This is a genomic window from Pseudomonas sp. 28 E 9, from assembly GCF_900004785.1.
In the GTDB taxonomy this organism is placed as follows: Bacteria; Pseudomonadota; Gammaproteobacteria; order Pseudomonadales; family Pseudomonadaceae; genus Aquipseudomonas; species Aquipseudomonas orientalis_A.
The window spans coordinates 77,209-102,419 of record NZ_CVTK01000008.1 but is presented as its reverse complement, the minus strand read 5'-3'; the positions used below and the strand labels follow the sequence as shown (position 1 = coordinate 102,419).

18 protein-coding genes and 1 pseudogene are annotated in these 25,211 nt (G+C 60.9%); 11 read left to right on the top strand and 8 right to left on the bottom strand.

Going from position 1 to position 25,211, the window contains the following annotated elements; translation table 11 throughout:
• Nucleotides 1–15 precede the first annotated feature (15 nt).
• The 3 genes from BFQ00_RS00690 to BFQ00_RS00680 all read right to left on the bottom strand — a co-directional run bounded on the left by BFQ00_RS00690 (nucleotide 16) and on the right by BFQ00_RS00680 (nucleotide 3,265).
• Nucleotides 16–1,194, bottom strand: a complete 1,179-nt coding sequence (locus BFQ00_RS00690; RefSeq protein ID WP_065932335.1) for a vWA domain-containing protein — start codon at nucleotides 1,192–1,194, stop codon at nucleotides 16–18.
• A complete protein-coding gene (locus tag BFQ00_RS00685) occupies nucleotides 1,194–2,039 on the bottom strand; it encodes an AAA family ATPase (RefSeq protein ID WP_003189627.1) in 846 nt (281 codons plus the stop codon). The genes BFQ00_RS00690 and BFQ00_RS00685 overlap by 1 nt, the downstream gene beginning before the upstream one ends.
• Before the next feature lie 149 nt (nucleotides 2,040–2,188).
• Entirely contained in the window at nucleotides 2,189–3,265 is a 1,077-nt protein-coding gene (locus BFQ00_RS00680; protein WP_065886322.1) for a DUF748 domain-containing protein, read from the bottom strand.
• 125 nt (nucleotides 3,266–3,390) lie between these two features.
• Between BFQ00_RS00680 and cysK the strand changes: the two genes are divergently transcribed.
• Entirely contained in the window at nucleotides 3,391–4,365 is a 975-nt protein-coding gene (gene cysK / locus BFQ00_RS00675) for a cysteine synthase A (protein WP_065886323.1), read from the top strand.
• Nucleotides 4,366–4,615: 250 nt separating this feature from the next.
• Entirely contained in the window at nucleotides 4,616–5,554 is a 939-nt protein-coding gene (locus BFQ00_RS00670; RefSeq protein ID WP_065886324.1) for an aspartyl/asparaginyl beta-hydroxylase domain-containing protein, read from the top strand.
• 69 nt (nucleotides 5,555–5,623) lie between these two features.
• Here the strand turns inward: BFQ00_RS00670 and acnA are convergent, their stop codons facing one another.
• On the bottom strand, nucleotides 5,624–8,365 hold the full coding sequence (gene acnA / locus BFQ00_RS00665) for an aconitate hydratase AcnA (RefSeq protein ID WP_065893518.1): 2,742 nt from the start codon (nucleotides 8,363–8,365) through the stop codon (nucleotides 5,624–5,626).
• A gap of 191 nt (nucleotides 8,366–8,556) precedes the next feature.
• On the opposite strand from acnA, the gene rlmM reads away from it, so the two are divergent.
• Nucleotides 8,557–9,633 (top strand): 23S rRNA (cytidine(2498)-2'-O)-methyltransferase RlmM, encoded by a 1,077-nt coding sequence (rlmM, locus tag BFQ00_RS00660; protein ID WP_065895781.1) that lies wholly within the window; start codon nucleotides 8,557–8,559, stop codon nucleotides 9,631–9,633.
• A gap of 126 nt (nucleotides 9,634–9,759) precedes the next feature.
• Nucleotides 9,760–10,014, top strand: a complete 255-nt coding sequence (tusA, locus tag BFQ00_RS00655) for a sulfurtransferase TusA (protein WP_065886327.1) — start codon at nucleotides 9,760–9,762, stop codon at nucleotides 10,012–10,014.
• Between the two features lie 90 nt (nucleotides 10,015–10,104).
• Here tusA and BFQ00_RS00650 read toward each other — a convergent pair whose 3' ends face one another.
• The gene (locus BFQ00_RS00650; protein WP_065932334.1) at nucleotides 10,105–11,508 is read right to left on the bottom strand and encodes an MATE family efflux transporter; all 1,404 of its coding nucleotides are present in this window, start codon (nucleotides 11,506–11,508) and stop codon (nucleotides 10,105–10,107) included.
• Between the two features lie 176 nt (nucleotides 11,509–11,684).
• Between BFQ00_RS00650 and pdxB the strand changes: the two genes are divergently transcribed.
• Nucleotides 11,685–12,827 carry a 4-phosphoerythronate dehydrogenase PdxB gene (pdxB, locus tag BFQ00_RS00645; RefSeq protein ID WP_065932333.1) on the top strand — a complete coding sequence of 381 codons (1,143 nt, stop codon included), beginning with the start codon at nucleotides 11,685–11,687 and terminating at the stop codon, nucleotides 12,825–12,827.
• 54 nt (nucleotides 12,828–12,881) lie between these two features.
• Here the strand turns inward: pdxB and BFQ00_RS29555 are convergent, their stop codons facing one another.
• The gene (locus BFQ00_RS29555) at nucleotides 12,882–13,055 is read right to left on the bottom strand and encodes a PA1571 family protein (protein ID WP_163001695.1); all 174 of its coding nucleotides are present in this window, start codon (nucleotides 13,053–13,055) and stop codon (nucleotides 12,882–12,884) included.
• Nucleotides 13,056–13,300: 245 nt separating this feature from the next.
• On the opposite strand from BFQ00_RS29555, the gene BFQ00_RS00640 reads away from it, so the two are divergent.
• Nucleotides 13,301–15,067: an ABC transporter transmembrane domain-containing protein gene (locus BFQ00_RS00640; RefSeq protein ID WP_065932332.1), complete on the top strand. Its 1,767-nt coding sequence runs from the start codon at nucleotides 13,301–13,303 to the stop codon at nucleotides 15,065–15,067.
• A gap of 64 nt (nucleotides 15,068–15,131) precedes the next feature.
• A pseudogene (locus tag BFQ00_RS00635) lies at nucleotides 15,132–15,887 on the top strand (Fic family protein); the annotation flags it as partial.
• Between the two features lie 87 nt (nucleotides 15,888–15,974).
• Here the strand turns inward: BFQ00_RS00635 and BFQ00_RS00630 are convergent.
• Complete coding sequence (locus tag BFQ00_RS00630) at nucleotides 15,975–17,903, bottom strand: transglycosylase SLT domain-containing protein (RefSeq protein WP_065932330.1); 1,929 nt, start codon at nucleotides 17,901–17,903, stop codon at nucleotides 15,975–15,977.
• Between the two features lie 213 nt (nucleotides 17,904–18,116).
• Here BFQ00_RS00630 and BFQ00_RS00625 point away from each other — a divergent pair, with 213 nt between their 5' ends.
• Nucleotides 18,117–20,036, top strand: a complete 1,920-nt coding sequence (locus BFQ00_RS00625) for an ATP-binding cassette domain-containing protein (protein ID WP_065886332.1) — start codon at nucleotides 18,117–18,119, stop codon at nucleotides 20,034–20,036.
• A gap of 181 nt (nucleotides 20,037–20,217) precedes the next feature.
• Here BFQ00_RS00625 and BFQ00_RS00620 read toward each other — a convergent pair whose 3' ends face one another.
• Complete coding sequence (locus tag BFQ00_RS00620) at nucleotides 20,218–20,664, bottom strand: universal stress protein (protein WP_065886333.1); 447 nt, start codon at nucleotides 20,662–20,664, stop codon at nucleotides 20,218–20,220.
• Between the two features lie 107 nt (nucleotides 20,665–20,771).
• On the opposite strand from BFQ00_RS00620, the gene BFQ00_RS00615 reads away from it, so the two are divergent.
• The 3 genes from BFQ00_RS00615 (at nucleotide 20,772) to fadA (ending at nucleotide 25,134) form a co-directional block, all read left to right on the top strand.
• Nucleotides 20,772–21,209, top strand: coding sequence for a hypothetical protein (locus BFQ00_RS00615; protein ID WP_065932329.1), 438 nt, complete (start codon nucleotides 20,772–20,774; stop codon nucleotides 21,207–21,209).
• Between the two features lie 572 nt (nucleotides 21,210–21,781).
• Nucleotides 21,782–23,929 carry a fatty acid oxidation complex subunit alpha FadB gene (fadB, locus tag BFQ00_RS00610; protein WP_065932328.1) on the top strand — a complete coding sequence of 716 codons (2,148 nt, stop codon included), beginning with the start codon at nucleotides 21,782–21,784 and terminating at the stop codon, nucleotides 23,927–23,929.
• Between the two features lie 29 nt (nucleotides 23,930–23,958).
• Nucleotides 23,959–25,134, top strand: coding sequence for an acetyl-CoA C-acyltransferase FadA (gene fadA / locus BFQ00_RS00605; protein WP_024074080.1), 1,176 nt, complete (start codon nucleotides 23,959–23,961; stop codon nucleotides 25,132–25,134).
• Nucleotides 25,135–25,211 lie beyond the last annotated feature (77 nt).

Sequence of the window (25,211 nt, the reverse complement as noted above, 5' to 3'; positions counted from 1 at the left end):
CTGTGCGGCTACAAGCTACTTCGACAGAAAGCGCATGCCTTCTTCCAACCCGCGAAGTGTCAGCGGATACATCTGATCCTCCACCAACTCCCGCACAATCGCCGTCGATGCCGTATAGCCCCAAGTATCCTTGGGATAGGGGTTTATCCAGATCAGTTTCTTGTACTTGGCCATGAACCGCTGCATCCACACATACCCAGGCTCCTCGTTCCAGTGCTCGACGCTGCCGCCGGCCTGGGTGATCTCATAGGGCGCCATGGACGCATCGCCGATGAAAATCACTTTGTAATCTGCGCCGTATTTGTGCAGCACATCCTGGGTGGAGGTGCGTTCCGAGGTGCGCCGCTGGTTGTTCTTCCACACCGACTCGTAGACGAAGTTGTGGAAGTAGAAGTACTCCAGGTGCTTGAACTCGGTTTTGCACGCCGAGAACAGTTCTTCGCAGATTTTCACGTGGGCGTCCATCGAGCCGCCGATGTCGAACAGCAACAACAGCTTGATGGTGTTGCGCCGCTCAGGACGCATCTGGATATTCAGCAGCCCGGCGTCGCGTGCGGTGTGGTCGATGGTGCCGTCGATGTCCAGCTCTTCGGCCGCGCCCTGGCGGGCAAACTTGCGCAGGCGGCGCAGGGCGATCTTGATATTGCGCGTGCCCAACTCAACCTGGTCGTCGAGGTTCTTGTACTCGCGCTGGTCCCAGACCTTGACCGCCTTGCCCTGGCGCTTGCCGGCATCGCCCACGCGGATGCCTTCGGGGTTGTAGCCACCGGAACCGAAGGGGCTGGTACCGCCGGTGCCAATCCACTTGTTGCCGCCGGCGTGGCGTTCCTTCTGTTCTTCCAGGCGCTTTTTGAATTCCTCGATCAGTTTGTCGAGGCCGCCGAGGGACTGGATCTGCGCGCGCTCCTCATCGCTCAGCGAGCGTTCGAACTCCTTGCGCAGCCAGTCTTCGGGGATCAGCGCCTGCAAGTGGTCATCGAGCTTTTCCAGGCCGTTGAAGTAGGCACCGAAGGCCCGGTCGAACTTGTCGAAATGCCGCTCGTCCTTGACCAGGATCGCCCGGGCCAGGTAGTAGAACTCGTCCATGTCGGCGAAGGTCACGCGCTGTTTCAGCGCATTGATCAGGTCGAGCAGCTCTCGCACCGACACGGGCACCTTGGCGGCGCGCATTTCATTGAACAGGTTGAGCAACATTATCGATTACCGCGACGGCTCATGAATGCCAGACGTTCCAGCAGTTGCACGTCCTGCTCGTTCTTCACCAGGGCCCCGGCCAGTGGGGGGATGGCCTTGGTCGGATCGCGTTCGCGCAGCACCGCTTCGCCGATGTTGTCGGCCATCAGCAGCTTGAGCCAGTCGACCAGTTCGGATGTGGAGGGTTTTTTCTTCAGGCCCGGCACCTTGCGCACGTCAAAGAACACATCCAGCGCTTCGCTGACCAGGTCTTTCTTGATGTCCGGATAGTGCACATCGACGATTTTCTGCAGGGTCGTGCGGTCGGGAAAGGCGATGTAATGGAAGAAGCAGCGGCGCAGGAAGGCGTCCGGCAGCTCTTTCTCGTTGTTGGAGGTAATGATGATGATCGGGCGTTTTTTGGCCTTGATGGTCTCGTCGATTTCGTAGACGTAGAACTCCATCTTGTCGAGTTCCTGCAACAGGTCGTTGGGGAACTCGATGTCGGCCTTGTCGATTTCATCGATCAGCAGGATCACCCGCTCTTCGGACTCGAAAGCCTCCCAGAGCTTGCCCTTTTTCAGGTAGTTGCGCACGTCATGCACTTTGTCCACGCCCAGTTGCGAGTCGCGCAGGCGGCTGACCGCGTCGTACTCGTAGAGACCCTGGTGGGCCTTGGTGGTGGACTTGATGTGCCAGGTGATCAACCTGGCGCCGAAGGACTCGGCCAGTTGCTCGGCAAGCATGGTCTTGCCGGTGCCCGGTTCGCCCTTGACCAGCAGCGGCCGCTCCAGGGTGATGGCGGCGTTGACGGCCAGTTTCAGGTCATCGGTAGCCACATAGGCCTGGGTGCCTTCGAACTTCATCGGTCATTCCTCGAATTCATCAATGCCCGACTATACCGCGCAGCCCCGGCGACTGTGAACGCAGACGGGTTATTCAGTCTCTGAATGGCCGGTCACTTCAATCTCCCGGCCAATGGGGTAAATGTGGGAGGGGGCTTGCTCCCACAGTTCTAATCGGCACTGGGCTTGGGTTGTTCATAGCGAGCATTGAAGGCCTGGATAAAGCCGTTGCGCAGAATGGCAATAACTGCTGAAAACGCACTGACATTCTGCTGGTGCACGCTGCCGCTCAGTTCAACCCGGGTCGCGAACTGGTTCTTGCGCTGGTTCTTCAATACCGTCTCGCTGGCGCCGACCACGGCCTCCCAGATCGAGCGGAAGATGTTCTTGTCTTTGTTTTCCACATCCTGCTGCCAGTCGAAGACTTCGACATCGCGCAGCAGTGGCTTGATGTAGCCGCGCAATTGGCCTTTTTCGGCCTGGGCTTCGATGACCACGTCGCCGGTACCGGCCTTGAAGTCGAATTTGCCGTAAGCCGAGGCGAAGTCATTCATGCGCTTGAGTTGCAGGTCGCGGGCACGAAAGCGGAACTCGAACTCTTCGAAATCACTCAGCGGGTCAAAGGTGGCGCTGGCTTCCAGCGGCGCCTGGCCTTGCAGCAGCGCCTTGCCCTCGAAGCGCGCGTCGCGCTTGCCCTCAACGTCCACCACGTTGGTCAGGTTGTAGAGACTGGCATTGACCCCGGTGGCGTTGATATTCACCTCAGGCTTGGAACTGAAGTTATGAAAGGCGATCTTGCCGTCTTCGATGCGCACTTCGTTGAGGGTGATCGGCAACAACTTGCTCAGTTGTTCCTGCCAGTCGGTGCCCTTACCGGTCTGGGACGCCTGCTTGTTGGCGCCGCCGTCGACGAAGTTGATTTCCGGGCGTACGAAATGCCCTTCGGCCACGACGGCATGGTCGTACCACAGTGAATGCCAGCTCACCGCGAACTCGATCAGCGGCGCCTTGACGAACGGCACCGGCACCTTGCCGTCCACCTTGACGATCTGCAGCCCGTTGATCCGGTAGGCGCCGCGCCACAAGGCCAGGTCCACATCGGCAATTTCGCCACGGTAATCGCCCATGTCGGCGAGCTTTTCATTCAGGTAGTTGCGCACCAGGTAAGGCAGCGCGATGTTTGCGGCAACCAGGACCAGCACCAGCCCGGCGACGGTCCAGAGCGGCCAACTGTAGCGACGTTTCATGGGGCAGTTCTCCTTGCTCGTAGGAGATGGACTGCTGCAACCCGCGCAACGTTCCTGCGACTGGACGCCTAGTGGCACGAGGCATACCCTTGGGGCCTTTCCGACATTGCCAAACAGGACCCGTCATGAGCCGCATTTTTGCAGACAACGCGCACTCCATCGGTAATACGCCCCTGGTGCAGATCAACCGCATCGCACCGCGCGGGGTCACCATCCTGGCCAAGATCGAGGGGCGTAACCCCGGCTACTCGGTCAAGTGCCGCATTGGCGCCAACATGATCTGGGACGCGGAAAGCAGCGGCAAGCTTAAACCGGGCATGACCATTGTCGAACCCACCTCCGGCAACACCGGCATCGGCCTGGCGTTCGTGGCGGCGGCACGCGGCTACAAACTGCTGCTGACCATGCCCGCGTCCATGAGCATCGAGCGCCGTAAAGTGCTCAAGGCCCTCGGCGCCGAGCTGGTGTTGACTGAACCGGCCAAGGGCATGAAGGGCGCCATCGACAAAGCGGGCGAAATCGTCGCCGGCGACCCGAGCACCTACTTTATGCCGGCCCAGTTCGAAAACCCGGCCAACCCTGCCATTCACGAGAAAACCACCGGCCCGGAAATCTGGAACGACACCGACGGCGCCGTGGACGTGCTGGTGGCAGGCGTGGGCACCGGCGGCACGATCACCGGTGTGTCGCGCTATATCAAGCACACCGCAGGCAAGCCGATCCTGTCGGTGGCGGTGGAACCCGCCGTGTCGCCGGTGATTACCCAGGCGCTGGCCGGTGAAGAGATCAAGCCCAGCCCGCACAAGATCCAGGGCATTGGCGCCGGTTTCGTGCCGAAAAACCTCGACTTGTCGATGGTCGACCGCGTCGAGTTGGTCACCGACGACGAATCCAAGGCCATGGCCCGGCGCTTGATGCAGGAAGAGGGCATTTTGTGCGGCATTTCCTGCGGCGCCGCCATGGCCGTGGCGGTGCGCCTGGCCGAGAAACCGGAAATGCAGGGCAAGACCATCGTGGTGATTCTGCCGGACTCGGGCGAGCGTTACCTGTCGAGCATGCTGTTCAGTGACCTGTTCACCGACCAGGAAAACCAGGCGTGAATCATCTGTAGGAGCGAGCTTGCTCGCGAAGAACGTCAACGATAACGCGGGTTTACTGATTCAACGTGGCGTTCTCAGGTTCTTCGCGAGCAAGCTCGCTCCTACAGGGGGAAGGCGTGTTGATCCAGGTCAGCCGGTCGGCAGGGGCCTTCTGCATAATGCGCCAAGTGTTTATCATGGCCGGCTGCTACGTCTGGTTTCCCCGCGACGGGAAGCTGTTGGCCAGGCGCTTATTTTCAGGAGTTGCTGCATGACCTTTTCTTTGGCCGCCAAACTGTCGGTGTTGCTGCTGTTTATCGGCAGTACGCTGTATGTGCACCTGCGCGGCAAGGCCCGTTTGCCGATGTTGCGTCAGTTCGTCAACCATTCGGCGCTGTTCGCCCCGTATAACGCCTTGATGTACCTGTTTTCCGCAGTGCCGTCCAAGCCCTACCTGGACCGCAGCAAGTTCCCGGAACTGGACGTGCTCAAGGACAACTGGGAAGTGATCCGCGAAGAGGCCATGCACCTGTTCGACGAGGGTTATATCCGCGCCGCCGAAAAGAACAACGATGCCGGTTTCGGTTCGTTCTTCAAGAAGGGCTGGAAGCGTTTCTACCTCAAGTGGTACGACAAACCGCTGCCATCGGCCGAGGCCCTGTGCCCGAAAACCGTGGCGCTGGTCAGCAGCATCCCCAACGTCAAGGGCGCAATGTTCGCGTTGTTGCCGGGCGGCAGCCACCTGAACCCGCACCGCGACCCCTTCGCCGGCTCCTTGCGTTATCACCTGGGGCTGTCCACGCCGAACTCCGACGACTGCCGCATCTTTGTCGACGGCCAGGTGTATGCCTGGCGCGACGGCGAAGACGTGATGTTCGACGAAACCTACGTGCACTGGGTGAAGAACGAGACTGAAAAGACCCGTGTGATCCTGTTCTGTGACATCGAGCGACCGTTGAGCAATCGCCTGATGACCCGCATCAACCGTTGGGTCAGCAAGCAACTGGGACGCGCGACCGCGCCGCAGAATCTCGACGACGAGCGCGTGGGCGGGATCAACCAGGCGTATGCCTGGAGCAAGACCTTCAGCGACAAGTTCAGCGGCCAGGTCAAGCAGTGGAAGCGCAAGCATCCCAAGGCCTACCGCATTGCGCGGCCGGTGCTGGCGGTGGTTGTTCTGGTACTGCTGTGGAAGTGGCTGTTCGGCTGATCTGAAATCTGGAATGCCATCAATGTGGGAGGGGGCAAGCCCCCTCCCACATTTGATCTGCAGCGATCTTCAGCTGGCGATCAACTGGCGCAATACATAGTGCAGAATCCCACCGGCCTTGAAGTATTCCACTTCATTCAAGGTATCAATCCGGCACAGCACCTCAACCTTCTCGCTGCTGCCATCTTCGCGTGTAATCACCAACGTCAGGTTCATCCGTGGCTCAATCTCGGCATCGGTCAGCCCGAGGATATCGATCTTCTCCTTGCCGGTAAGCTTGAGCGCCTTGCGGTTCTGGTCCAGCTTGAACTGCAGCGGCAGCACGCCCATGCCCACCAGGTTGGAGCGGTGGATACGTTCGAAGCTCTCGGCGATCACCGCCTTGACCCCCAGCAGGTTGGTGCCCTTGGCCGCCCAGTCGCGGCTCGAACCGGTGCCGTATTCCTGGCCGGCGATCACCACCAACGGTGTGCCCGATGCCTGGTACTTCATGGCGGCATCGTAGATCGCCATCTTCTCGCCGGTGGGGATATACAGCGTGTTGCCGCCTTCTTCACCACCGAGCATTTCATTGCGGATACGGATGTTGGCAAAGGTGCCGCGCATCATCACTTCATGGTTGCCGCGACGTGAGCCGTAGGAGTTGAAGTCCCGTGGCTCCACGCCTTGCTCGCGCAGGTAGCGCCCGGCCGGGCTGTCGGTCTTGATGTTGCCGGCGGGGGAGATGTGGTCGGTGGTCACCGAGTCGCCGAGCAGGGCCAGCACGTTGGCGCCCTTGACGTCCTCGATCACCGGCAGCGGGCCGGCAATATCGTCGAAGAACGGCGGGTGCTGGATATAGGTGGAATCCGCTTGCCACACGTAGGTCGCCGCCTGCGGTACCTCGATCGCCTGCCACTGTTCGTCGCCGGCAAAGACTTCGGCGTATTCCTTGTGAAACATCCCCGTGGTGACCTGGGCCACCGCGTCGGCGATCTCCTGGCTGCTGGGCCAGATGTCCCTCAGGTACACCGGGTTGCCCTGCCGGTCGTTACCCAGTGGTTCGCTGCTGATGTCGATACGCACTGTACCGGCCAGCGCGTAGGCCACCACCAGGGGCGGCGAGGCCAGCCAGTTGGTTTTCACCAGCGGATGCACACGGCCTTCGAAGTTGCGGTTGCCGGACAGCACCGATGCCACGGTGAGGTCGGCTTTCTGGATGGCTTTTTCAATCGGCTCGGGCAGCGGCCCGGAGTTGCCGATGCAGGTGGTGCAGCCGTAGCCCACCAGGTCGAAACCGAGTGTGTCCAGGTAGTGAGTGAGGCCGGCCGCGTTGTAGTAGTCGGTGACCACTTTCGAGCCCGGCGCCAGCGAACTCTTGACCCACGGTTTGCGCGTCAGGCCTTTTTCCACGGCCTTCTTCGCGAGCAGCCCGGCCGCCATCATCACGCTGGGGTTGGAGGTGTTGGTGCACGACGTAATGGCGGCGATGACCACGGCACCGTTTTTCAGGCGATAGGTGTTGCCTTCATATTCGTAGTCGGCTTCGCCCACCAGGTCGGCATTGCCCACGGCGACGCCACCGCCGCCTTCACTTTCCAGGCGGCCTTCTTCCTTGCTGGTGGGTTTGAATTGCAGGTCGAGGAAATCACTGAACGCCTGGCCCACATTGGGCAGGGCGACGCGGTCCTGCGGGCGTTTCGGCCCGGCGAGGCTGGCTTCGACGCTGCCCATGTCCAGGGCCAGGGTGTCGGTGAAGATCGGCTCCTGGCCGGCGTTGCGCCACAGACCCTGGGCCTTGGTGTAGGCCTCGACCAGCTTGACGGTTTCCGCGGGGCGACCGGACAGGCGCAGGTAGTCCAGCGTTACCTCGTCGACCGGGAAAAAGCCGCAGGTGGCGCCGTATTCCGGCGCCATATTGGCGATGGTGGCACGGTCGGCCAGGGGCAGATCTGCCAGGCCGTCGCCATAGAATTCGACGAATTTACCGACCACGCCTTTTTTGCGCAGCATCTGGGTCACGGTCAGCACCAGGTCGGTGGCGGTGATACCTTCCTTCAATTTGCCGGTGAGCTTGAAACCGATCACTTCCGGGATCAGCATCGACACCGGCTGGCCGAGCATCGCCGCTTCCGCTTCGATCCCGCCCACGCCCCAGCCGAGTACGCCGAGGCCGTTGATCATGGTGGTGTGGGAATCGGTGCCTACCAGGGTATCGGGGAAGGCGTAGGTGCGGCCATCTTCCTCCTTGGTCCACACGGTGCGGCCCAGGTATTCCAGGTTGACCTGATGGCAGATGCCGGTGCCCGGTGGCACCACGCTGAAGTTATCGAAGGCGCTCTGGCCCCAGCGCAGGAAGGCGTAGCGTTCGCCGTTACGCTGCATTTCGATATCGACGTTCTGCTCGAAGGCGTCGGCGTTGCCGAACTTGTCGACCATCACTGAGTGGTCGATCACCAGGTCCACCGGCGACAGCGGGTTGATGCGCTGCGGATCGCCCCCGGCCTTGGCCACGGCGGCGCGCATGGCGGCCAGGTCGACCACGGCGGGCACCCCGGTGAAGTCCTGCATCAGCACGCGGGCGGGGCGGTATTGGATTTCGCGGTCGGACTGGCGTTCCTTGAGCCAGGCGGCGATGGCCTTGAGGTCGGTGCCGGTGACGGTTTTGTTGTCCTCCCAGCGCAGCAGGTTTTCCAGCAGCACTTTGAGCGACATCGGCAGCTTGTCCAGGTCACCCAGGCTCTTGGCGGCTTCGGGTAGGCTGAAGTAGTGGTAGGTCTTGCTGTCTATTTGCAGTGTCTTAAGGGTTCTCAGGCTATCGAGGGATGACATTACATGACTCCTTTTGATCCGCACGGCCACGGACCTGACGGGACGAACAGAGCGTTCAACTTAGCGCTGTTTTCATTAGCAGGCTAATAACTGGACTCTATCGCTGAGTCCAAGGTTCCGAACTCGGCTATCATGCGCGCGTTTTCATGACAGGTATTGCGATAGAGCAATCCAGTTGCCAGGAGATTCAATTGAACACCCTTTTTATGCACTGCCGCCCGGGTTTTGAAGGCGAAGTCTGTTCCGAGATCGCGGAACACGCCGCGCGCCTGAACGTGTCCGGCTACGCCAAGGCCAAGACCGGCAGCGCTTGCGCCGAATTTGTCTGCACTGAAGAAGACGGCGCGCAGCGCCTGATGCACGGCCAGCGCTTCGCCGAGCTGATCTTCCCAAGGCAGTGGGCGCGCGGGGTGTTTATCGACCTGCCGGAAACCGACCGCATCAGCGTGATCCTCGCCCACCTGCGCGCGTTTCCGGTGTGCGGCAGCCTGTGGCTGGAGATGGTCGATACCAACGACGGCAAGGAACTGTCGAACTTCTGCAAGAAATTCGAAGTGCACCTGCGCAAAGCCTTGCTTAACGCCGGCCGGCTGGTGGACGACCCGAGCAAGCCGCGCCTGCTGCTGACGTTCAAGAGCGGCCGCGAAGTGTTCATGGGCCTGGCCGAGTCGAACAACTCGGCTATGTGGCCCATGGGCATCCCGCGCTTGAAATTCCCGCGTGACGCGCCCAGCCGCTCGACCTTGAAGCTGGAAGAGGCCTGGCACCACTTCATCCCCCGCGAGCAATGGGACGAACGCCTGCACGGCGACATGACCGGTGTCGACCTCGGCGCGGCCCCCGGTGGCTGGACCTGGCAACTGGTCAACCGGGGCATGCTGGTGACCGCCATCGACAACGGCCCCATGGCCGAAAGCCTGATGGACACTGGCCTGGTGCAGCACTTGATGGCCGACGGCTTCACCTTCGTGCCCAAGCAGCCGGTGGACTGGATGGTGTGCGACATCGTCGAGAAGCCCGCGCGCAACGCCGCGTTGCTGGAAACCTGGATCGGCGAGGGACATTGCCGCGAGGCGGTGGTCAACTTGAAGTTGCCGATGAAACAGCGCTATGCCGAAGTGAAGCGTTTGCTTGAGCGCATCGAAGAGGGCTTCAAGGCCCGCGGCATTCGTGTGGAAATCGGCTGCAAGCAGCTGTACCACGACCGTGAGGAAGTGACGTGCCACTTGCGCCGGTTGGTGGACGTAAAGAAACCCAAGAGACACTGATATCCAATGTAGGAGCTGGCTTGCCTGCGATAGCGGTATCACTGTCGAAATTGATGTTGAATGTGCCCCCGTCATCGGGGGCAAACCCCCTCCCACAGGAGATCGGGTTGGTTTTAGGAGTGAAGTATGAGTCTTGAATTGCCTGTCGACGGCACCCTCGACGCCACCGGCCTCAACTGCCCGGAGCCGGTGATGATGCTGCACCAGCACATCCGCGACCTGCCGCCGGGCGGCCTGCTCAAGGTGATCGCGACCGACCCGTCGACCCGCCGCGATATTCCCAAGTTCTGTGTGTTCCTTGACCATGAACTGGTCAGTCAACAAGAAGAGGCCGGCACGTACCTTTACTGGATCCGCAAAAAAGCCGCCGAACCCCTGTAGGAGCGAGCTTGCTCGCGAAAAACGCTAACGATCACGCAGCGCTTCTGGTTTAACCCGGCGTTCTCAGGTTTTTCGCGAGCAAGCTCGCTCCTACAGGGCGCGCGTGAGCGCGGTGCCTGCCCGGATGCGTCGGCGCGCACTGCGCGCCAGGCGCACCAGCAGCATGCCCGCCGCGCAACTCAGGCCTACGATCAGGCCCTGCCACAAACCGCTTGGGCCGCTGGGTTCGCCCAGCCAGTCGGTCAGCCCCAGGGCGTAACCCACCGGCAACCCCACGCCCCAGTAGGCGAGCAAGGTCAGCAGCATGGTCACCCGCGTGTCCTGATAGCCGCGCAGCGCACCGGCGGCGGTGACCTGGATCGAGTCGGAGAACTGGAACAGCGCCGAGAACACGATCAGCATCGATGCCAGGTGGATCACCACCGGGTCGGGGGTGTAGATCGACGCAATGTGTTCGCGAAACACCAGCATCAGGCTGCAGGACAGGCAGGCATAGGCCAGCGCCGTACCCATGCCGACGCCTGCGGCAAAGCGTGCTTCACGCGGTTCGCCACGGCCCAGGGCCTGGCCGACGCGCACGGTGACGGCCATGCTCAGGGAGTAGGGAATCATGAACACCAGGGAGCTGACATTCAGCGCGATCTGATGGCCGGATACCACCGTGGCGCCCAGGTTGCCCAGCAGCAGGGCGATGACCGCGAAGATGCTCGATTCGGCAAAGATCGCCACGCCAATCGGCAGGCCGATCCCCAGTACGCGCTTGATCACCGCCCATTGTGGCCAGTCGAAGCGCTTGAACAATTCGCTGCTCTGATACGCCGCGCCCCAGCGCGTCCACCCGGCCATGCCGAGCATCATCACCCACATTGCAATCGCCGTGGCCCAGCCGCACCCCACGCCGCCCATGGCCGGCAGGCCGAGATGGCCGTAGATGAAGATGTAGTTCAGCGGAATATTCAGCGCCAGGCCAATCAGGCCCATGACCATGCTCGGCCGCGTACGGCCCAGGCCGTCACTGAAGCAGCGAAACACGTAATACAGCGCAATGGCCGGCATCCCGGCCGCGATGCCATGCAGATAGCCCATGGACGGCTCGATCAGGTCGGGCTCGACCTTCATCACATGCAGTATCGGCTCGGCGCACAGCAACAACAGGCCGCCGCACAGGCCGACCACCACGGCCAGCCACAATGACTGACGCACCAAAGGCCCGATTTCGTTGAGCTTGCCCGCCCCGTAGCGCTGCGCGACTTTCGGCGTGGTGGCCAGCAGGGTGCCAGTCATCAGCAGGTACACCGGGATCCAGATCGAGTTACCCAGGCCCACCGCCGCCAGGTCCTTGGGGCTGACCCGACCGGCCATCACCGCGTCGACAAAGCTCATCGCGGTGGTTGCCAGTTGGCCGATCATGATCGGCAGGGCCAGTGTCAGCAGGCCGCGCACTTCCCGACGGATGCGGGCGGGGCGGGTGAGGGTAGCGGTCGCGGTGTTCACGTACAGGTGTCCAATCAAAAAGGCAGTCGCAAGGACGGCGGATTCTACGCCTTGACGCAACGGTCAGGAAAAAACCTGTGTTGCTGATTTGTAATGCGACTACACAGGCACCCCATAACCCATGTGTCACTTCAATCCCATGCCTGTACACTGCTGATCCGCCAAAGGAGCCCGCCATGCTGATTGTTGCCGACGAAAATATTCCGCTGCTCGATGCATTTTTCCAGGGATTTGGCGAGATTCGCCGCGTACCCGGCCGTTCGATTGACCGCGCCACGGTGGAGCAGGCCGATGTGCTGCTGGTGCGTTCGGTGACCAACGTCAACCGCGCCCTGCTTGAGGGCTCGAAGGTGGGTTTTGTCGGCACCTGCACCATCGGCACCGATCATCTGGACCTTGATTATTTCCGCCAGGCCGGTATCCAGTGGTCCAGCGCACCGGGCTGCAATGCGCGGGGCGTGGTGGATTATGTGCTGGGCAGCTTGCAGACCCTGGCCGAAATCGAAGGGGCCGACCTCACCCGGCGTACTTATGGCATCGTGGGCGCCGGTGAGGTCGGCGGGCGGCTGGTCCAGGTGCTCGAGGGCCTGGGTTGGAACGTGCTGGTCTGCGACCCGCCACGACAGATCGCCGAAGACGGCGACTACGTGAGCCTGCAACAGATCATCGAGCAATGCGACGTGATCAGCCTGCACACGCCGCTGATCAAGTCCGGCAATGGCGCCACCTGGCATCTGTTTGATCGCCAGCGCCTGGAACAACTCAAGCCCGGCACATGGCTGATCAACGCCAGTCGAGGCGCGGTGGTGGATAACGCCGCCCTGCGCGACGTATTACTTGAGCGCGAAGATCTGCAAGCGGTGCTGGATGTGTGGGAGGGCGAACCGCAGGTGGATGCCGACCTGGCTGACCTGTGCGTACTGGCCACCCCGCATATCGCCGGCTACAGCCTCGACGGCAAGCAGCGCGGCACGGCGCAGGTCTATCAGGCGTTCTGTGCCCACCTGGGCCAGGAGCCGAGCATCCACTTGAGCGACCTGCTGCCGCAACCGTGGCTGGCCGAGGTGCACCTGAACGCGTCGACCGACCCGGCCTGGGCGTTGGCGACCTTGTGTCGCAGCGTGTACGACCCGCGCCGCGATGATGCGGATTTGCGTCGCAGCTTTGTGGGAACGGTGGACGAGCAGCGCAAGGCCTTTGACTTATTGCGCAAGCACTACCCGGAGCGCCGCGAGATTGATGGCCTGAAGGTGCGCATCAACGGCGAGTCGGCCGTGTTGTCCAACATCGTGACCGCACTGGGAGCGGTCTGCGTTTAGACAGCCGATAAAAAACCCGGCCACCTGGGCCGGGTTTGAAAGAGCATGGGCGTTTCAGCCTTGCTGCGCAGGCTTGACCAGGCGCTGTTCCAGTTCGCTGCATGCTTGCTGGATCATTTCTTCGGTAATCTGCACTTCGCGGCCCTTGGCATCGATGTAAGAGCAAGGCAGCGCCTGCGGTTGGCGGATCACTTCAATCTTGGCATTGCTGCTGTTTTGCAAGGTCATGGCCTGTCTCCTCATCAGGTTGTGTACCTACTTTAATTCCCCCGCGTGACCGAGCTGTTACAACTCCATACACGTTCACCGGTTCGGACACCCAGTCCACCAGAAACCGGCACATATTTCCAGATCAGTCTTAGACCGATAGCCTCTAGCGGCCTCTGTCGGCGGGCATAATTAACCTGACTCATTGTTATTTGCGCAAGTTCCCCCAATGTTGAGGGTTAGACTCCGTCAGTGGTGAAGCCCGTATGTTCTCAACCCGTCAACGCCGCGCGATCCGCCTGGCCAGCCGCTTTATCGCGCCCTACCGCTGGCAGGCGCTGGGCGCCCTGTTGGCGCTGATCGTCACCGCCGGTATTACCTTGTCCATGGGGCAAGGCATTCGCCTGCTGGTCGACCAGGGTTTCATGACCCAGTCACCGCATCTGCTCAACCAGTCCATCGGCCTGTTCATGCTGCTGGTGCTGGGCCTGGCGGTGGGCACATTCACGCGCTTCTACCTGGTGTCGTGGATCGGCGAGCGCGTAGTGGCGGACATTCGCCGGCAAGTGTTCAACCACCTGATCTACCTGCATCCCGGTTTCTACGAGAACAACCGCAGCTCGGAAATCCAGTCGCGCCTGACCACCGACACCACCTTGCTGCAATCGGTGATCGGCTCATCACTGTCGTTGTTCCTGCGCAATGCCTTGATGGTCATTGGCGGTATCGTGCTGCTGTTCATCACCAACCCCAAGCTCACCAGCATTGTGGTGGTGGCGTTGCCGCTGGTGCTGGCGCCGATCCTGATCTTCGGCCGGCGTGTGCGCAGCCTGTCACGGCAGAGCCAGGACCGCATCGCTGATGTCGGCAGCTACGTGGCCGAGACCCTGGGCCAGATCAAGACCGTGCAGGCTTATAACCATCAGGCGCAGGACGAACAGCGTTTTGCCCTGACCGTGGAAGAGGCGTTTGCCACCGCGCGCAAACGCATCCTGCAGCGGTCCTGGCTGATTACCCTGGTGATCATGCTGGTGCTCGGCGCCGTGGGCGTGATGTTGTGGGTGGGCGGTATGGACGTGATCAGCGGGCGCATTTCCGGCGGTGAGCTGGCGGCGTTCGTGTTCTACAGCCTGATCGTCGGCAGCGCCGTCGGCACCTTGAGCGAAGTGCTTGGCGAATTGCAGCGGGCCGCCGGTGCGGCGGAGCGAATTGGCGAGCTGTTGCAGTCGAGCAACGACATCCAGGCGCCGGCCAGCGGCAGCGTACGCTTGCCGGCGCGTGTCAGCGGGCGCATGACGCTTGAGGACCTGCGCTTTTGCTACCCGTCGCGGCCAGACAGCTACGCCATCGATGGCCTGAACCTGACGATCAACCCCGGCGAAACCCTCGCGCTGGTGGGCCCTTCCGGCGCGGGCAAATCGACGCTCTTTGACCTGTTGCTGCGCTTCTACGACCCCCAGCAAGGCCGCATCCTGCTCGAAGGCAGGCCGCTGACCGAACTCGACCCGCTGGACCTGCGCCGCCACTTCGCCCTGGTCTCCCAGAGCCCGGCGCTGTTTTTTGGCAGCATCGAAGACAACCTCCGCTACGGCAACCCCACCGCCACCCGCGAACAGGTCGAGGCCGCTGCGCGTATCGCCCATGCCCATGACTTCATCCTGCAAATGCCCGACGGCTACCAGACCCACCTGGGCGACGGTGGCCTGGGCCTCTCCGGTGGTCAGCGGCAACGCCTGGCCATCGCCCGTGCCTTGCTGGTGGATGCCCCCATCCTGCTGCTCGACGAAGCCACCAGCGCCCTTGATGCCCAGAGCGAACACCTGATCCAGCAAGCCCTGCCGCAATTGATGCAGGGCCGTACCACCCTGGTGATCGCGCATCGCCTGGCCACGGTGAAAAACGCCGACCGGATAGCGGTGATGGACCAGGGCAAACTGGTGGCCGTGGGCACGCATCAGCAGTTGATTGCGAGCAATCCGCTGTATGCGCGGTTGGCGGCGTTGCAGTTCAGTGATGGCGGGCAGGAGGAATGAAGCTGCAGTGTGCTTGCGCCTTAGGGCATCATAGGGCCTTTCGATAAATGATCTGGATGAGGATATGAGCCGTTATCAACCTCCGTTGACGCTGACGACAAAGATGCTGGCGCTGGTAGCCGATATCAGTGAGCAGATCGGTCAGCTCTCGGCGGGCAACGATAGCCGCCAGACGCCTCAGCTGAGGCGCGGTAATCGGATTCGCACCATTCAGGCTTCGCTCGCGATCGAGAACAATACGCTCAGCGTCGAGCAAGTCACCGCTGTCCTGGAGGGTAAGCGAGTACTGGGCCTGCCACGGGAAATCCAGGAAGTGCGCAACGCCTTTGCAGCCTATGAGGCGATGCCGCACTGGACGCCGAGTGATCGTGCTGACCTGCTCAAAGCCCACGAACTGCTGATGTTCGGATTGATAGACGATGCCGGACGGTTTCGTCACTCGGGGGTTGGCATTTATCGCGGCGAGCAATTGGTTCATATGGCGCCGCCTGCGAGTCGCGTCGCGCATCTGATCGATGATTTGCTGCAATGGCAGTCAGCTTCAGATTGGCACCCCTTGATCGCCAGTTGTGTATTCCATTACGAGTTCGAATTCATCCATCCCTTTGCAGACGGCAATGGACGAATGGGGCGGCTCTGGCAAACGTTGATACTCAGCCAATGGCGCCCGGCGCTGGCTTATCTGCCAGTGGAGGCGGTCATTCGGGATCAGCAGGATGCCTACTATGCTGCGCTGTCGGCGGCGGATCAGCAGGCAGAAGCGACGCCCTTTGTTGAATTCATGTTGCAAGCCCTGAGCCTGGCGCTGGCTGAGGCGGTGTAAAGCCGACTCATAAAAAAATGCCCGCATCTCTCAATACGGGCATTCCTCTTGAAGCTTCAAACTTGCCGCTTGAAGCTGCCCCTCTTACTGGTCATCAAAATACCGCTCATGCCAATCCACCAACGGCTGCGGCGAATTGAGCTTCTGCCCGTAGATCACCGAATAAGACAGCACGTTCTGTACATATTGGCGGGTTTCGTCGAACGGGATGCTCTCCACCCACACGTCGAAACTCAGGTGATCGGCACCGCGCAGCCATTGACGCACGCGGCCGGGGCCGGCGTTGTAGGCGGCGGAAGCGAGCACACGGTTGCCGTTGAACTGGCTGTGCACCTGGCTCAGGTAGGCGGCGCCGAGCTGGATATTTTTGTCCGGGTCCAGCACCTGGGCCGGGGAGGCCAGGGGAATGCTGAACTTGCGCGCGGTTTCCTTGGCGGTGCCGGGCATCAGTTGCATCAGGCCGCTGGCGCCGACACCGGAGCGGGCATCGTCCATGAAGGCGCTTTCCTGGCGGGTAATTGCGAACACCCAGCTTGAATGCAGGCCGCGCACCTTGGCTTCGCGCACCAGGGTGTCGCGGTGGGCCATCGGGAAGCGGATGTCCAGGTCGTCCCAATATTGTGCCTGGCTGATCGTGCGGATCGCCGGGAAGTACCACTTCATGTCGTAGGCCAGCTTCGCCTGCGCGACCATTTCATCACGGTTGAAGTGACGGCTGACGTGGTACCACTCGCGGCGGCCATCGACGATCTGGCCACGAGCATAGAACTCCAGGGCACGGCGCACGCCTGGGGTATTGCGCACTTTATTGACCAGCGCCTGGCTCATCACCAGCGGTTTGTTGTTCAACTGGTAAGGGGTCTTGGAGCGGTCGGCGGCGAGGAAACCGTAGAAGTCGCGTTCCTTGGCCACGTTTTTATACAGCACCAGCGCCTGCGGGTTTTTCGGTTCGGCCAGCTCCAGGCTGCGCGCCTGCCAGTAGCGCCAGCGGTTGGTGGTGGCCAGGTCCTGGGGCAGCTTGCGGGTCAGTTGGTAGGCATCTTCCCAGCGCGCCAGGCGCAGCAGCAGGCGCAGGCGCCATTCCGAAACGGTGTTGTCGCGCAACTCCGGGTCGTATTGGGTCATGACGTCCAACGCACGAGGGTCATAGCGACGGGCGAGTGTCAGGCCGATTTCCCGGGCAATCGAGACTTTTTCGTCACGGGAGAAGTGCATGCTGCTGGCGTAGCCGTCCAGCAGGGCCATGGCCTTGTCCGGGTCCTGGCGGGCCAGTCGGCGCAGGCCCAGGCCCACGGCGTCGGACATGGCCTCGGTGGCCGGCAGGAAGCGCGACGGGTCGCCGAGCATGTCGGGTTTTTGCGCCACGTCGATCATCAGGCGGCCCTGGGCGCCGAGCGTCGGCAGGGTTTTCACCAGGCTGTTGGCCAGTGCGTAGTTGCGTGCTTCGGCGGCAAGCTTGGTGCGGTCCCAGATTTTCTGCTCGGTCAACTGACCGTCGGATGCCCACTGGCCAAAGGTCACATCGCAGGCGGCCGGCTGGGATTTGCCGGTCATCCACAGCTTCTCGGCGGTCTTGTAGCCTTCGGCCTTGAGGTTGTGGGTCAGTTGGTACTGGCCGTGCAGGCAGTCCAGCTCGACGAAATTGAGCTTGGTATCGTAGTACTTTTCAAAGGTCTGCCAATCACCCCGTTCGGCCAGCCAGCGCAACCAGCGCAGCTTCATCCAGTTGGCCTGGGGCAGGTCGCCGTTTTTGGCGAGAAACTGTTCGATTTCCTGGTTGCTCGCGGTTTTAAGGCGTGCGGTCAGTTCGTCATACGCCAGGTACGGCGTCAGCGGGTAGTCGGCCAGGGCCTGGCTGTATTGCATGTAGGGGCCACTGTCACCCTTGGCGAGGGCGCGCTTGGCTTCATCGTAATATTGACGTTGGGTGGTGAGGTCCACGGCCTGGGCAGATTGAACGGCGGTGGTGGAAAGAAGCAGACAGGATAAAAAGTTGAAAAGGCGACTGCGCATGAGACGTCCGTGCAGAGAAATCACGACTAGCACCGGCATCGCCGACACTGATTGCCCCTAGCTTAGCCTTTTGCCAGCGGCCGGCGAAAGCTTTGCCGGCCGGTTGGTTGAAGTTCGCGGAAAATGTCCTGCAGAACGTGTCGGCAGCGAAAATGCAGGCCGCATCCCACCCTCAACTCAGGTAGAATGCGCGCCCAGTTTTTGGAGAAGCGTATGACCCTGCTCAAATTCAGCGATGTGTCCCTTGCTTTCGGCGCTATGCCGTTGTTGGACAAGGTGTCCTGGCAGATCGCCCGTGGTGAGCGGGTGTGCATCATCGGCCGCAACGGCACCGGCAAGTCGAGCATGATGAAGCTGGTAAAAGGCGACCAGAAGCCCGATGAGGGCTCTGTCTGGCGCGCTCCGGGCCTCAAGATTGGCGAATTGCCGCAGGAATTGCCGGTAGCCGACGAGCGGACAGTGTTCGACGTGGTCGCCGAAGGCCTGGACGGCGTTGGCGAATTGCTTGCGCAATACCATCACCTGGCGCAGAACTGCGTCACCGAAGCCGACCTGGACAAGCTGATGCACGTCCAGCAAGACCTCGAAGCCCGCGATGGCTGGCGCTTGCAGCAACTGGTCGACAGCACCCTGAGCCGCCTGCAACTGCCGGCCGACAAGACCCTCGCCCAGTTGTCCGGCGGCTGGCGTCGTCGCGTGCTGCTGGCCCAGGCCCTGGTGTCCGAACCGGATCTGCTGCTGCTCGACGAGCCGACCAACCACCTGGATATCGGCGCTATCGCCTGGCTGGAAGAAGCCCTCAAGGATTTCCAGGGCGCCGTGCTGTTCATCACGCACGACCGTTCCTTCCTGCAAAACCTGGCCACCCGCATCCTCGAACTGGACCGTGGCGGCCTGATCGACTGGAACGGCGACTACGCCAGCTTCCTGGTGCACAAGGAAGCCGCACTCTCGGCTGAAGAGACCGCCAACGCGCTGTTCGACAAGAAACTGGCCCAGGAAGAAGTCTGGATCCGCCAGGGCATCAAGGCGCGTCGCACCCGTAACGAAGGCCGTGTACGCGCGTTGAAAGCACTGCGGGTTGAGCGCAGCGAACGTCGCGAGCGTACCGGCAAGGCCAATATCCAGCTCGATACGGCCGACAAGTCGGGCAAGCAGGTCATGGTGCTGGAGAACGTCAGCTTCCATCACCCGGAAGGTCCGTTCCTGATCAAGGACTTCTCCATGGTCCTGGCGCGCGGCGACCGTATCGGTCTGCTGGGCGCCAACGGCACCGGCAAGACCACTTTGCTCAAGCTGATGCTCGGCGGTCTGCAGCCGACCAGCGGCACGGTGGAAGAGGGCACGCGTATCGACGTCGCCTACTTCGATCAGCTGCGCCACCAGTTGGACCTGGAGAAAACCGTGATCGACAACGTCGCCGAAGGTCGCGACTTTATCGACATCGACGGCCAGAGCCGCCACGTCCTCAGCTACCTGGGCGACTTCCTGTTCAGCCCGCAACGTGCGCGTACCCCGGTGAAAGCCTTGTCCGGTGGCGAGCGCGCGCGCCTGCTGCTGGCCAAGCTATTCAGCAAGCCGGCGAACCTGCTGGTACTCGACGAACCGACCAACGACCTCGACGTGGAAACCCTCGAGTTGCTCGAAGAAGTGCTGTTGACCTTCAACGGCACCGTATTGATGGTCAGCCACGACCGGGCATTCCTCGACAACGTGGTCACCAGCACCCTGGTCTTCGAAGGCGAGGGCAAGGTGCGCGAGTACGTCGGTGGTTATCAGGACTGGCTGCGCCAGGGCGGTTCGCCGCGCCTTTTGGGCGTGACCGAAAGCAAGTCCGGCAAGGCCGACCTGACCTCTGCGGTCGTCGCGCCCGTGGCCGCTGCTGCTCCGGCACAGGAAGCTGCGCCTTCGGCCAAGAAAAAGCTCAGCTACAAGCTGCAGCGCGAGCTGGAAGCCTTGCCGGGTGATATCGACGCCAAGGAACAGCAGATTGCCGCAGTAGAGGCAGAGATGGCTGACGCCGGTTTCTACCAGCGCCCGGCGGCGGAAACCGCCAAAGTCATCGCCACCCTGGAGACGTTGAACCAGGAGTTGGAAGCGCTGGTTGAGCGTTGGGCCGAGCTGGATGCCTGAGTGATTTCAAAGCATTAAAAAACCCGGTGCTCACTTGATGAGCACCGGGTTTTTTATATGAAATGCGATCCAAATGTGGGAGGGGGCTTGCCCCCGATAGCGGTGTATCAGTCACCAGATATATCAACTGACAGAATGCTATCGGGGGCAAGCCCCCTCCCACATTTGATCTTCATCGGTCTTACTTGCTGGTGTCTTTGACCAACTTCACCGCCAGCACATCACACGGCGCGCCATGCAGCACATCATTGGCAGTAGAGCCCAGCAGCAGCGCCAGGCCATGGCGGCCATGGCTGCCGACCACGATCAGGTCGCAGCCCTGTTCCTTGGCCAGTTGATGGATTTCCTGGCGCGGCTGGCCGTAGGTGAGGTGGCAGGCGTCTTTAGTCAGGTGAGGATATTTGACTATCAGCCGCTCGAGACGCTCCTTGGCCTGGTCAAATTGCTGTTGCTGCAACTGGGAAAGATCCATCGGCACGTCGCCGCCGAAGGCCATGGCCATCGGCTCAACGATATGCACCAGCGACAGTTTGGCGCCATTGGCGATGGACGATTCCTGCGCACGCTTGATCACTGGATCGCACTCTTCGGTCAGGTCGACGGCGACCAGAATATGTGTGTAGGGCATGGGGCGTTCCTCCAGGGGGACTGCAATAAGTTCAGTATGGCTGCTTTCCAAGCGGATGCGGTTGCGTCAGGTCAAATCCGCTCATCTAGAAATTCGGGAGTACACATATGACGGTCTGGATAGTGGTGTCAATCCTTGTCGTGGTGCTGAGCCCTCTGGCATGGCTGCGCCCCTCGCGCCATCAGAGCGGGCGCATGGCGCTGCGCATGGAGGCGCGCCGCATCGGGCTGGCCATGCAACTGGCGCCCCAGGTGTGGCCGCACTGGCTCAAGCAAGAGCCGCCGAGCCCCTGCGCGCAGTACTGCCGGCCACGACGCGGCAGCGCGCCGGCCATCTGGAGTTACTGGCAGTGGGAGCCGGGCGTATGGGTCAACCAGTGGCGCGAGGTGTGCGTGGACGAGAAGTTGTTGCCGTATTTTTCAACGCTGCCGGCCAACGTCTACAAGGTCGAGGCGGACAAGCAGATGATCGCGTTGTACTGGGGCGAGAAGGGCGATGCGAGCGTGTTGAAGGATATTGATGCACTGCTCAAAGCCCTGGCCTGACATAACCTACTCATTGTAGGAGCGAGCTTGCTCGCGAAAAACCCGAGAGCGACGCGTTAAAGCTGAGGTAGCTGCGTTATGGTTGGCGATTTTCGCGAGCAAGCTCGCTCCTACAGAAAAACCGGAAGGCCGGGCAATAAAAAGCCCGACTCATCATCGGGCTGGAGTTGGCCAGGCAGGCCGGTAAATCCTCAAGTTGCGGTTAGCCTAGCCGTCTATCCCTTTCTGTACAGGCTTTTCCCCTATCTTTCCTATTATTGATCCTGTGAATAGTTAAATATTGACGGGTTGCCATCTTGCGCTTCGGGTTCTGAACTGACTGGAAAGTCGCGTTTTTCCTAGTCTTTGGAGCGATTGACAATTGCCCGGAATTGGATGAAGGTGGCGTACCCAAATCAAACGGGCGTATGAATTGAGCGTTTGTCCTACAGACAGCTCTGACATAACCCCGACTATCGCACTGGCGGGTGTGCCTGGCGGATTGGCGTGAGCATTGATGCAGGTGTCAATGTCCAACCAGAGGCCAGCGTCCGGTGTGTACTGTTCAGCTTCCATATCGTGGAGATCAGTTGATGATTTACGAAGGTAAAGCCATCACGGTTACGGCTCTTGAAAGTGGCATCGTCGAATTGAAATTCGACCTCAAGGGTGAGTCCGTCAACAAGTTCAACCGTCTAACCCTGAACGAACTGCGTCAGGCCGTAGACACCATCAAAGCAGATGCTTCGGTCAAGGGCGTGATCGTCTCCAGCGGCAAGGACGTGTTTATCGTCGGCGCTGACATCACCGAATTCGTCGACAACTTCAAGCTGCCCGATGCCGAGCTGGTGGCTGGCAACCTTGAAGCCAACAAGATCTTCAGCGATTTCGAAGACCTCAACGTACCCACCGTGGCTGCAATCAACGGTATCGCCCTGGGCGGCGGCCTGGAAATGTGCCTGGCGGCGGACTTCCGCGTCATGTCGGCCACTGCCAAAATCGGCCTGCCTGAAGTCAAGTTGGGTATCTATCCGGGCTTTGGCGGTACCGTGCGCCTGCCGCGCATCATCGGTGCCGACAACGCCATCGAATGGATTGCCGCCGGCAAGGAAAACCGTGCTGAAGACGCGCTGAAAGTCGGTGCTGTCGATGCTGTGGTTACCCCGGACAAACTGGCTGAAGCCGCGCTGAACCTGATCAAGGGCGCCATCAGCGGCGAATTTGACTACAAGGCCAAGCGTCAGCCGAAGCTGGAAAAACTCAAGCTCAACGCCATCGAACAAATGATGTCGTTCGAAACCGCCAAGGGTTTCGTGGCTGGCCAGGCCGGCCCGAACTACCCGGCGCCGGTTGAAGCGATCAAGACTATCCAGAAAGCCGCGAACTTCGGTCGCGACAAGGCGCTGGAAATCGAAGCTGCCGGTTTCGTCAAACTCGCCAAGACCTCTGCTGCGCAGAGTTTGATCGGCCTGTTCCTGAACGATCAGGAGCTGAAGAAAAAGGCCAAGGCCTACGACGAAATCGCCCGCGACGTGAAGCAGGCCGCCGTACTCGGCGCCGGTATCATGGGCGGCGGTATCGCCTATCAATCGGCGTCCAAAGGCACGCCGATCCTGATGAAAGACATCAACGAGCACGGTATCGAGCAGGGCCTGGCGGAAGCCGCCAAGCTGCTGGTAGGCCGCGTTGATAAAGGTCGCATGACCGCTGCGAAAATGGCTGAAGTGCTTAACGGCATTCGTCCTACGCTGTCCTACGGCGATTTCGGCCATGTCGACCTGGTGGTCGAAGCGGTTGTCGAGAATCCGAAGGTCAAGCAGGCGGTATTGGCTGAAGTCGAGGCCCAGGTTAAGGACGACACCATCCTGGCGTCGAACACCTCGACTATTTCCATCAGCTTGTTGGCCAAGGCCCTCAAGCGTCCGGAAAACTTCGTCGGCATGCACTTCTTCAATCCGGTGCACATGATGCCGCTGGTGGAAGTGATCCGTGGCGAGAAGTCCAGTGAACAGGCGGTGGCCACCACCGTTGCCTACGCCAAGAAAATGGGCAAGAACCCGATCGTGGTCAACGACTGCCCGGGCTTTTTGGTCAACCGCGTGCTGTTCCCGTACTTCGGCGGTTTCGCCAAGCTGGTCAGCGCCGGTGTGGACTTCGTGCGCATCGACAAGGTCATGGAGAAATTCGGCTGGCCCATGGGCCCGGCGTACCTGATGGACGTGGTCGGCATCGACACCGGCCACCATGGTCGCGACGTCATGGCTGAAGGTTTCCCGGACCGCATGAAAGACGACCGTCGTTCGGCGATCGACGCGCTGTACGAGGCCAAGCGCCTGGGCCAGAAGAACGGCAAGGGTTTCTACGCCTACGAGGCCGACAAGAAGGGCAAGCAGAAGAAAGTGGCCGACCCGTCGGTGCACGAAGTGCTGGCCCCGGTCATCTACGAACAGCGTGAGGTGTCGGACGAAGACATCATCAACTGGATGATGATCGCCCTGTGCCTGGAAACCGTACGTTGCCTGGAAGACGGCATCGTCGAGACCGCCGCCGAGGCCGATATGGGCCTGGTGTACGGTATTGGTTTCCCTCCATTCCGTGGTGGTGCGCTGCGTTACATCGACTCGATCGGTGTGGCCGAGTTCGTTGCCCTGGCTGACAAATACGCTGATTTGGGCCCGCTGTACCACCCGACCGCGAAGCTGCGTGAGATGGCCAAGAACGGCCAGAGCTTCTTCGGTTAAGCGCCCAATCGACTAGAGCGAGAATATTTATGAGCTTGAATCCAAGAGACGTCGTGATTGTCGACTTCGGTCGCACGCCGATGGGCCGCTCCAAGGGCGGCATGCACCGCAACACCCGCGCCGAAGACATGTCGGCGCACCTGATCAGCAAGCTGCTGGAACGCAACGTCAAGGTTGACCCGAACGAGGTCGAAGACGTGATCTGGGGCTGCGTCAACCAGACCCTGGAGCAGGGCTGGAACATCGCGCGCATGGCGTCGTTGATGACCCAGATCCCGCACACCGCGGCCGGCCAGACCGTGAGCCGCCTGTGCGGTTCGTCGATGAGCGCGCTGCACACCGCTGCGCAAGCGATCATGACCGGCAACGGCGATGTGTTCGTGGTCGGCGGCGTGGAGCACATGGGCCACGTCAGCATGATGCACGGCGTCGACCCTAACCCGCACATGTCGCTGTACGCGGCAAAAGCCTCGGGCATGATGGGCCTTACCGCGGAAATGCTCGGCAAAATGCACGGCATCACCCGTGAAGCCCAGGACGCGTTCGGCTTGCGCTCCCACCAACTCGCCCACAAGGCGACCGTGGAAGGCAAGTTCAAGGATGAAATCATCCCGATGAACGGCTATGACGAGAACGGTTTCCTGAAATTGTTCGACTACGACGAGACCATCCGTCCGGACACCACCCTGGAAAGCCTGGCGGCGCTCAAGCCGGCGTTCAACCCCAAGGGCGGCACCGTGACAGCCGGTACGTCGTCGCAGATCACCGATGGCGCTTCGTGCATGATCGTGATGTCGGCGCAGCGTGCCCAGGACTTGGGCATCCAGCCGCTGGCGGTGATTCGCTCGATGGCCGTAGCGGGTGTGGACCCGGCGATCATGGGCTATGGTCCAGTACCGGCCACGCAAAAAGCCTTGAAGCGCGCAGGCCTGACCATCTCCGATATCGACTTCTTCGAGCTCAACGAAGCCTTCGCCGCACAGGCCCTGCCAGTGCTGAAAGATCTGAAAGTACTCGACAAGATGAATGAGAAGGTTAACCTGCACGGCGGCGCGATTGCCCTGGGCCACCCATTCGGTTGCTCCGGTGCCCGCATCTCCGGCACATTGCTTAACGTGATGAAGCAAAATGGCGGCAACCTTGGGGTTGCAACCATGTGCATTGGTCTCGGCCAAGGCATTTCCACCGTCTTCGAACGCGTTTAATCGTTCGCTTGACGGAAGCCGGGGCCCAGTGCCCCGGTTTTTGTTTTTTGGAATTTTTATATTTTTTTCAACAAATT

Excerpts from the sequence above, each read along its gene's own strand:
- pdxB (WP_065932333.1), top strand. The coding sequence starts at position 11,685 with ATGCTGATTGTTGCCGACGAAAATATTCCGCTGCTCGATGCATTTTTC.
- acnA (WP_065893518.1), bottom strand. The coding sequence starts at position 8,365 with ATGTCATCCCTCGATAGCCTGAGAACCCTTAAGACACTGCAAATAGAC.
- tusA (WP_065886327.1), top strand. The coding sequence starts at position 9,760 with ATGAGTCTTGAATTGCCTGTCGACGGCACCCTCGACGCCACCGGCCTC.
- BFQ00_RS00690 (WP_065932335.1), bottom strand. The coding sequence starts at position 1,194 with ATGTTGCTCAACCTGTTCAATGAAATGCGCGCCGCCAAGGTGCCCGTG.
- fadA (WP_024074080.1), top strand. The coding sequence starts at position 23,959 with ATGAGCTTGAATCCAAGAGACGTCGTGATTGTCGACTTCGGTCGCACG.
- BFQ00_RS00640 (WP_065932332.1), top strand. The coding sequence starts at position 13,301 with ATGTTCTCAACCCGTCAACGCCGCGCGATCCGCCTGGCCAGCCGCTTT.
- BFQ00_RS00615 (WP_065932329.1), top strand. The coding sequence starts at position 20,772 with ATGACGGTCTGGATAGTGGTGTCAATCCTTGTCGTGGTGCTGAGCCCT.
- BFQ00_RS00625 (WP_065886332.1), top strand. The coding sequence starts at position 18,117 with ATGACCCTGCTCAAATTCAGCGATGTGTCCCTTGCTTTCGGCGCTATG.
- cysK (WP_065886323.1), top strand. The coding sequence starts at position 3,391 with ATGAGCCGCATTTTTGCAGACAACGCGCACTCCATCGGTAATACGCCC.
- BFQ00_RS00670 (WP_065886324.1), top strand. The coding sequence starts at position 4,616 with ATGACCTTTTCTTTGGCCGCCAAACTGTCGGTGTTGCTGCTGTTTATC.
- BFQ00_RS00685 (WP_003189627.1), bottom strand. The coding sequence starts at position 2,039 with ATGAAGTTCGAAGGCACCCAGGCCTATGTGGCTACCGATGACCTGAAA.
- fadB (WP_065932328.1), top strand. The coding sequence starts at position 21,782 with ATGATTTACGAAGGTAAAGCCATCACGGTTACGGCTCTTGAAAGTGGC.
- BFQ00_RS00630 (WP_065932330.1), bottom strand. The coding sequence starts at position 17,903 with ATGCGCAGTCGCCTTTTCAACTTTTTATCCTGTCTGCTTCTTTCCACC.
- BFQ00_RS00680 (WP_065886322.1), bottom strand. The coding sequence starts at position 3,265 with ATGAAACGTCGCTACAGTTGGCCGCTCTGGACCGTCGCCGGGCTGGTG.
- BFQ00_RS00620 (WP_065886333.1), bottom strand. The coding sequence starts at position 20,664 with ATGCCCTACACACATATTCTGGTCGCCGTCGACCTGACCGAAGAGTGC.
- BFQ00_RS29555 (WP_163001695.1), bottom strand. The coding sequence starts at position 13,055 with ATGACCTTGCAAAACAGCAGCAATGCCAAGATTGAAGTGATCCGCCAA.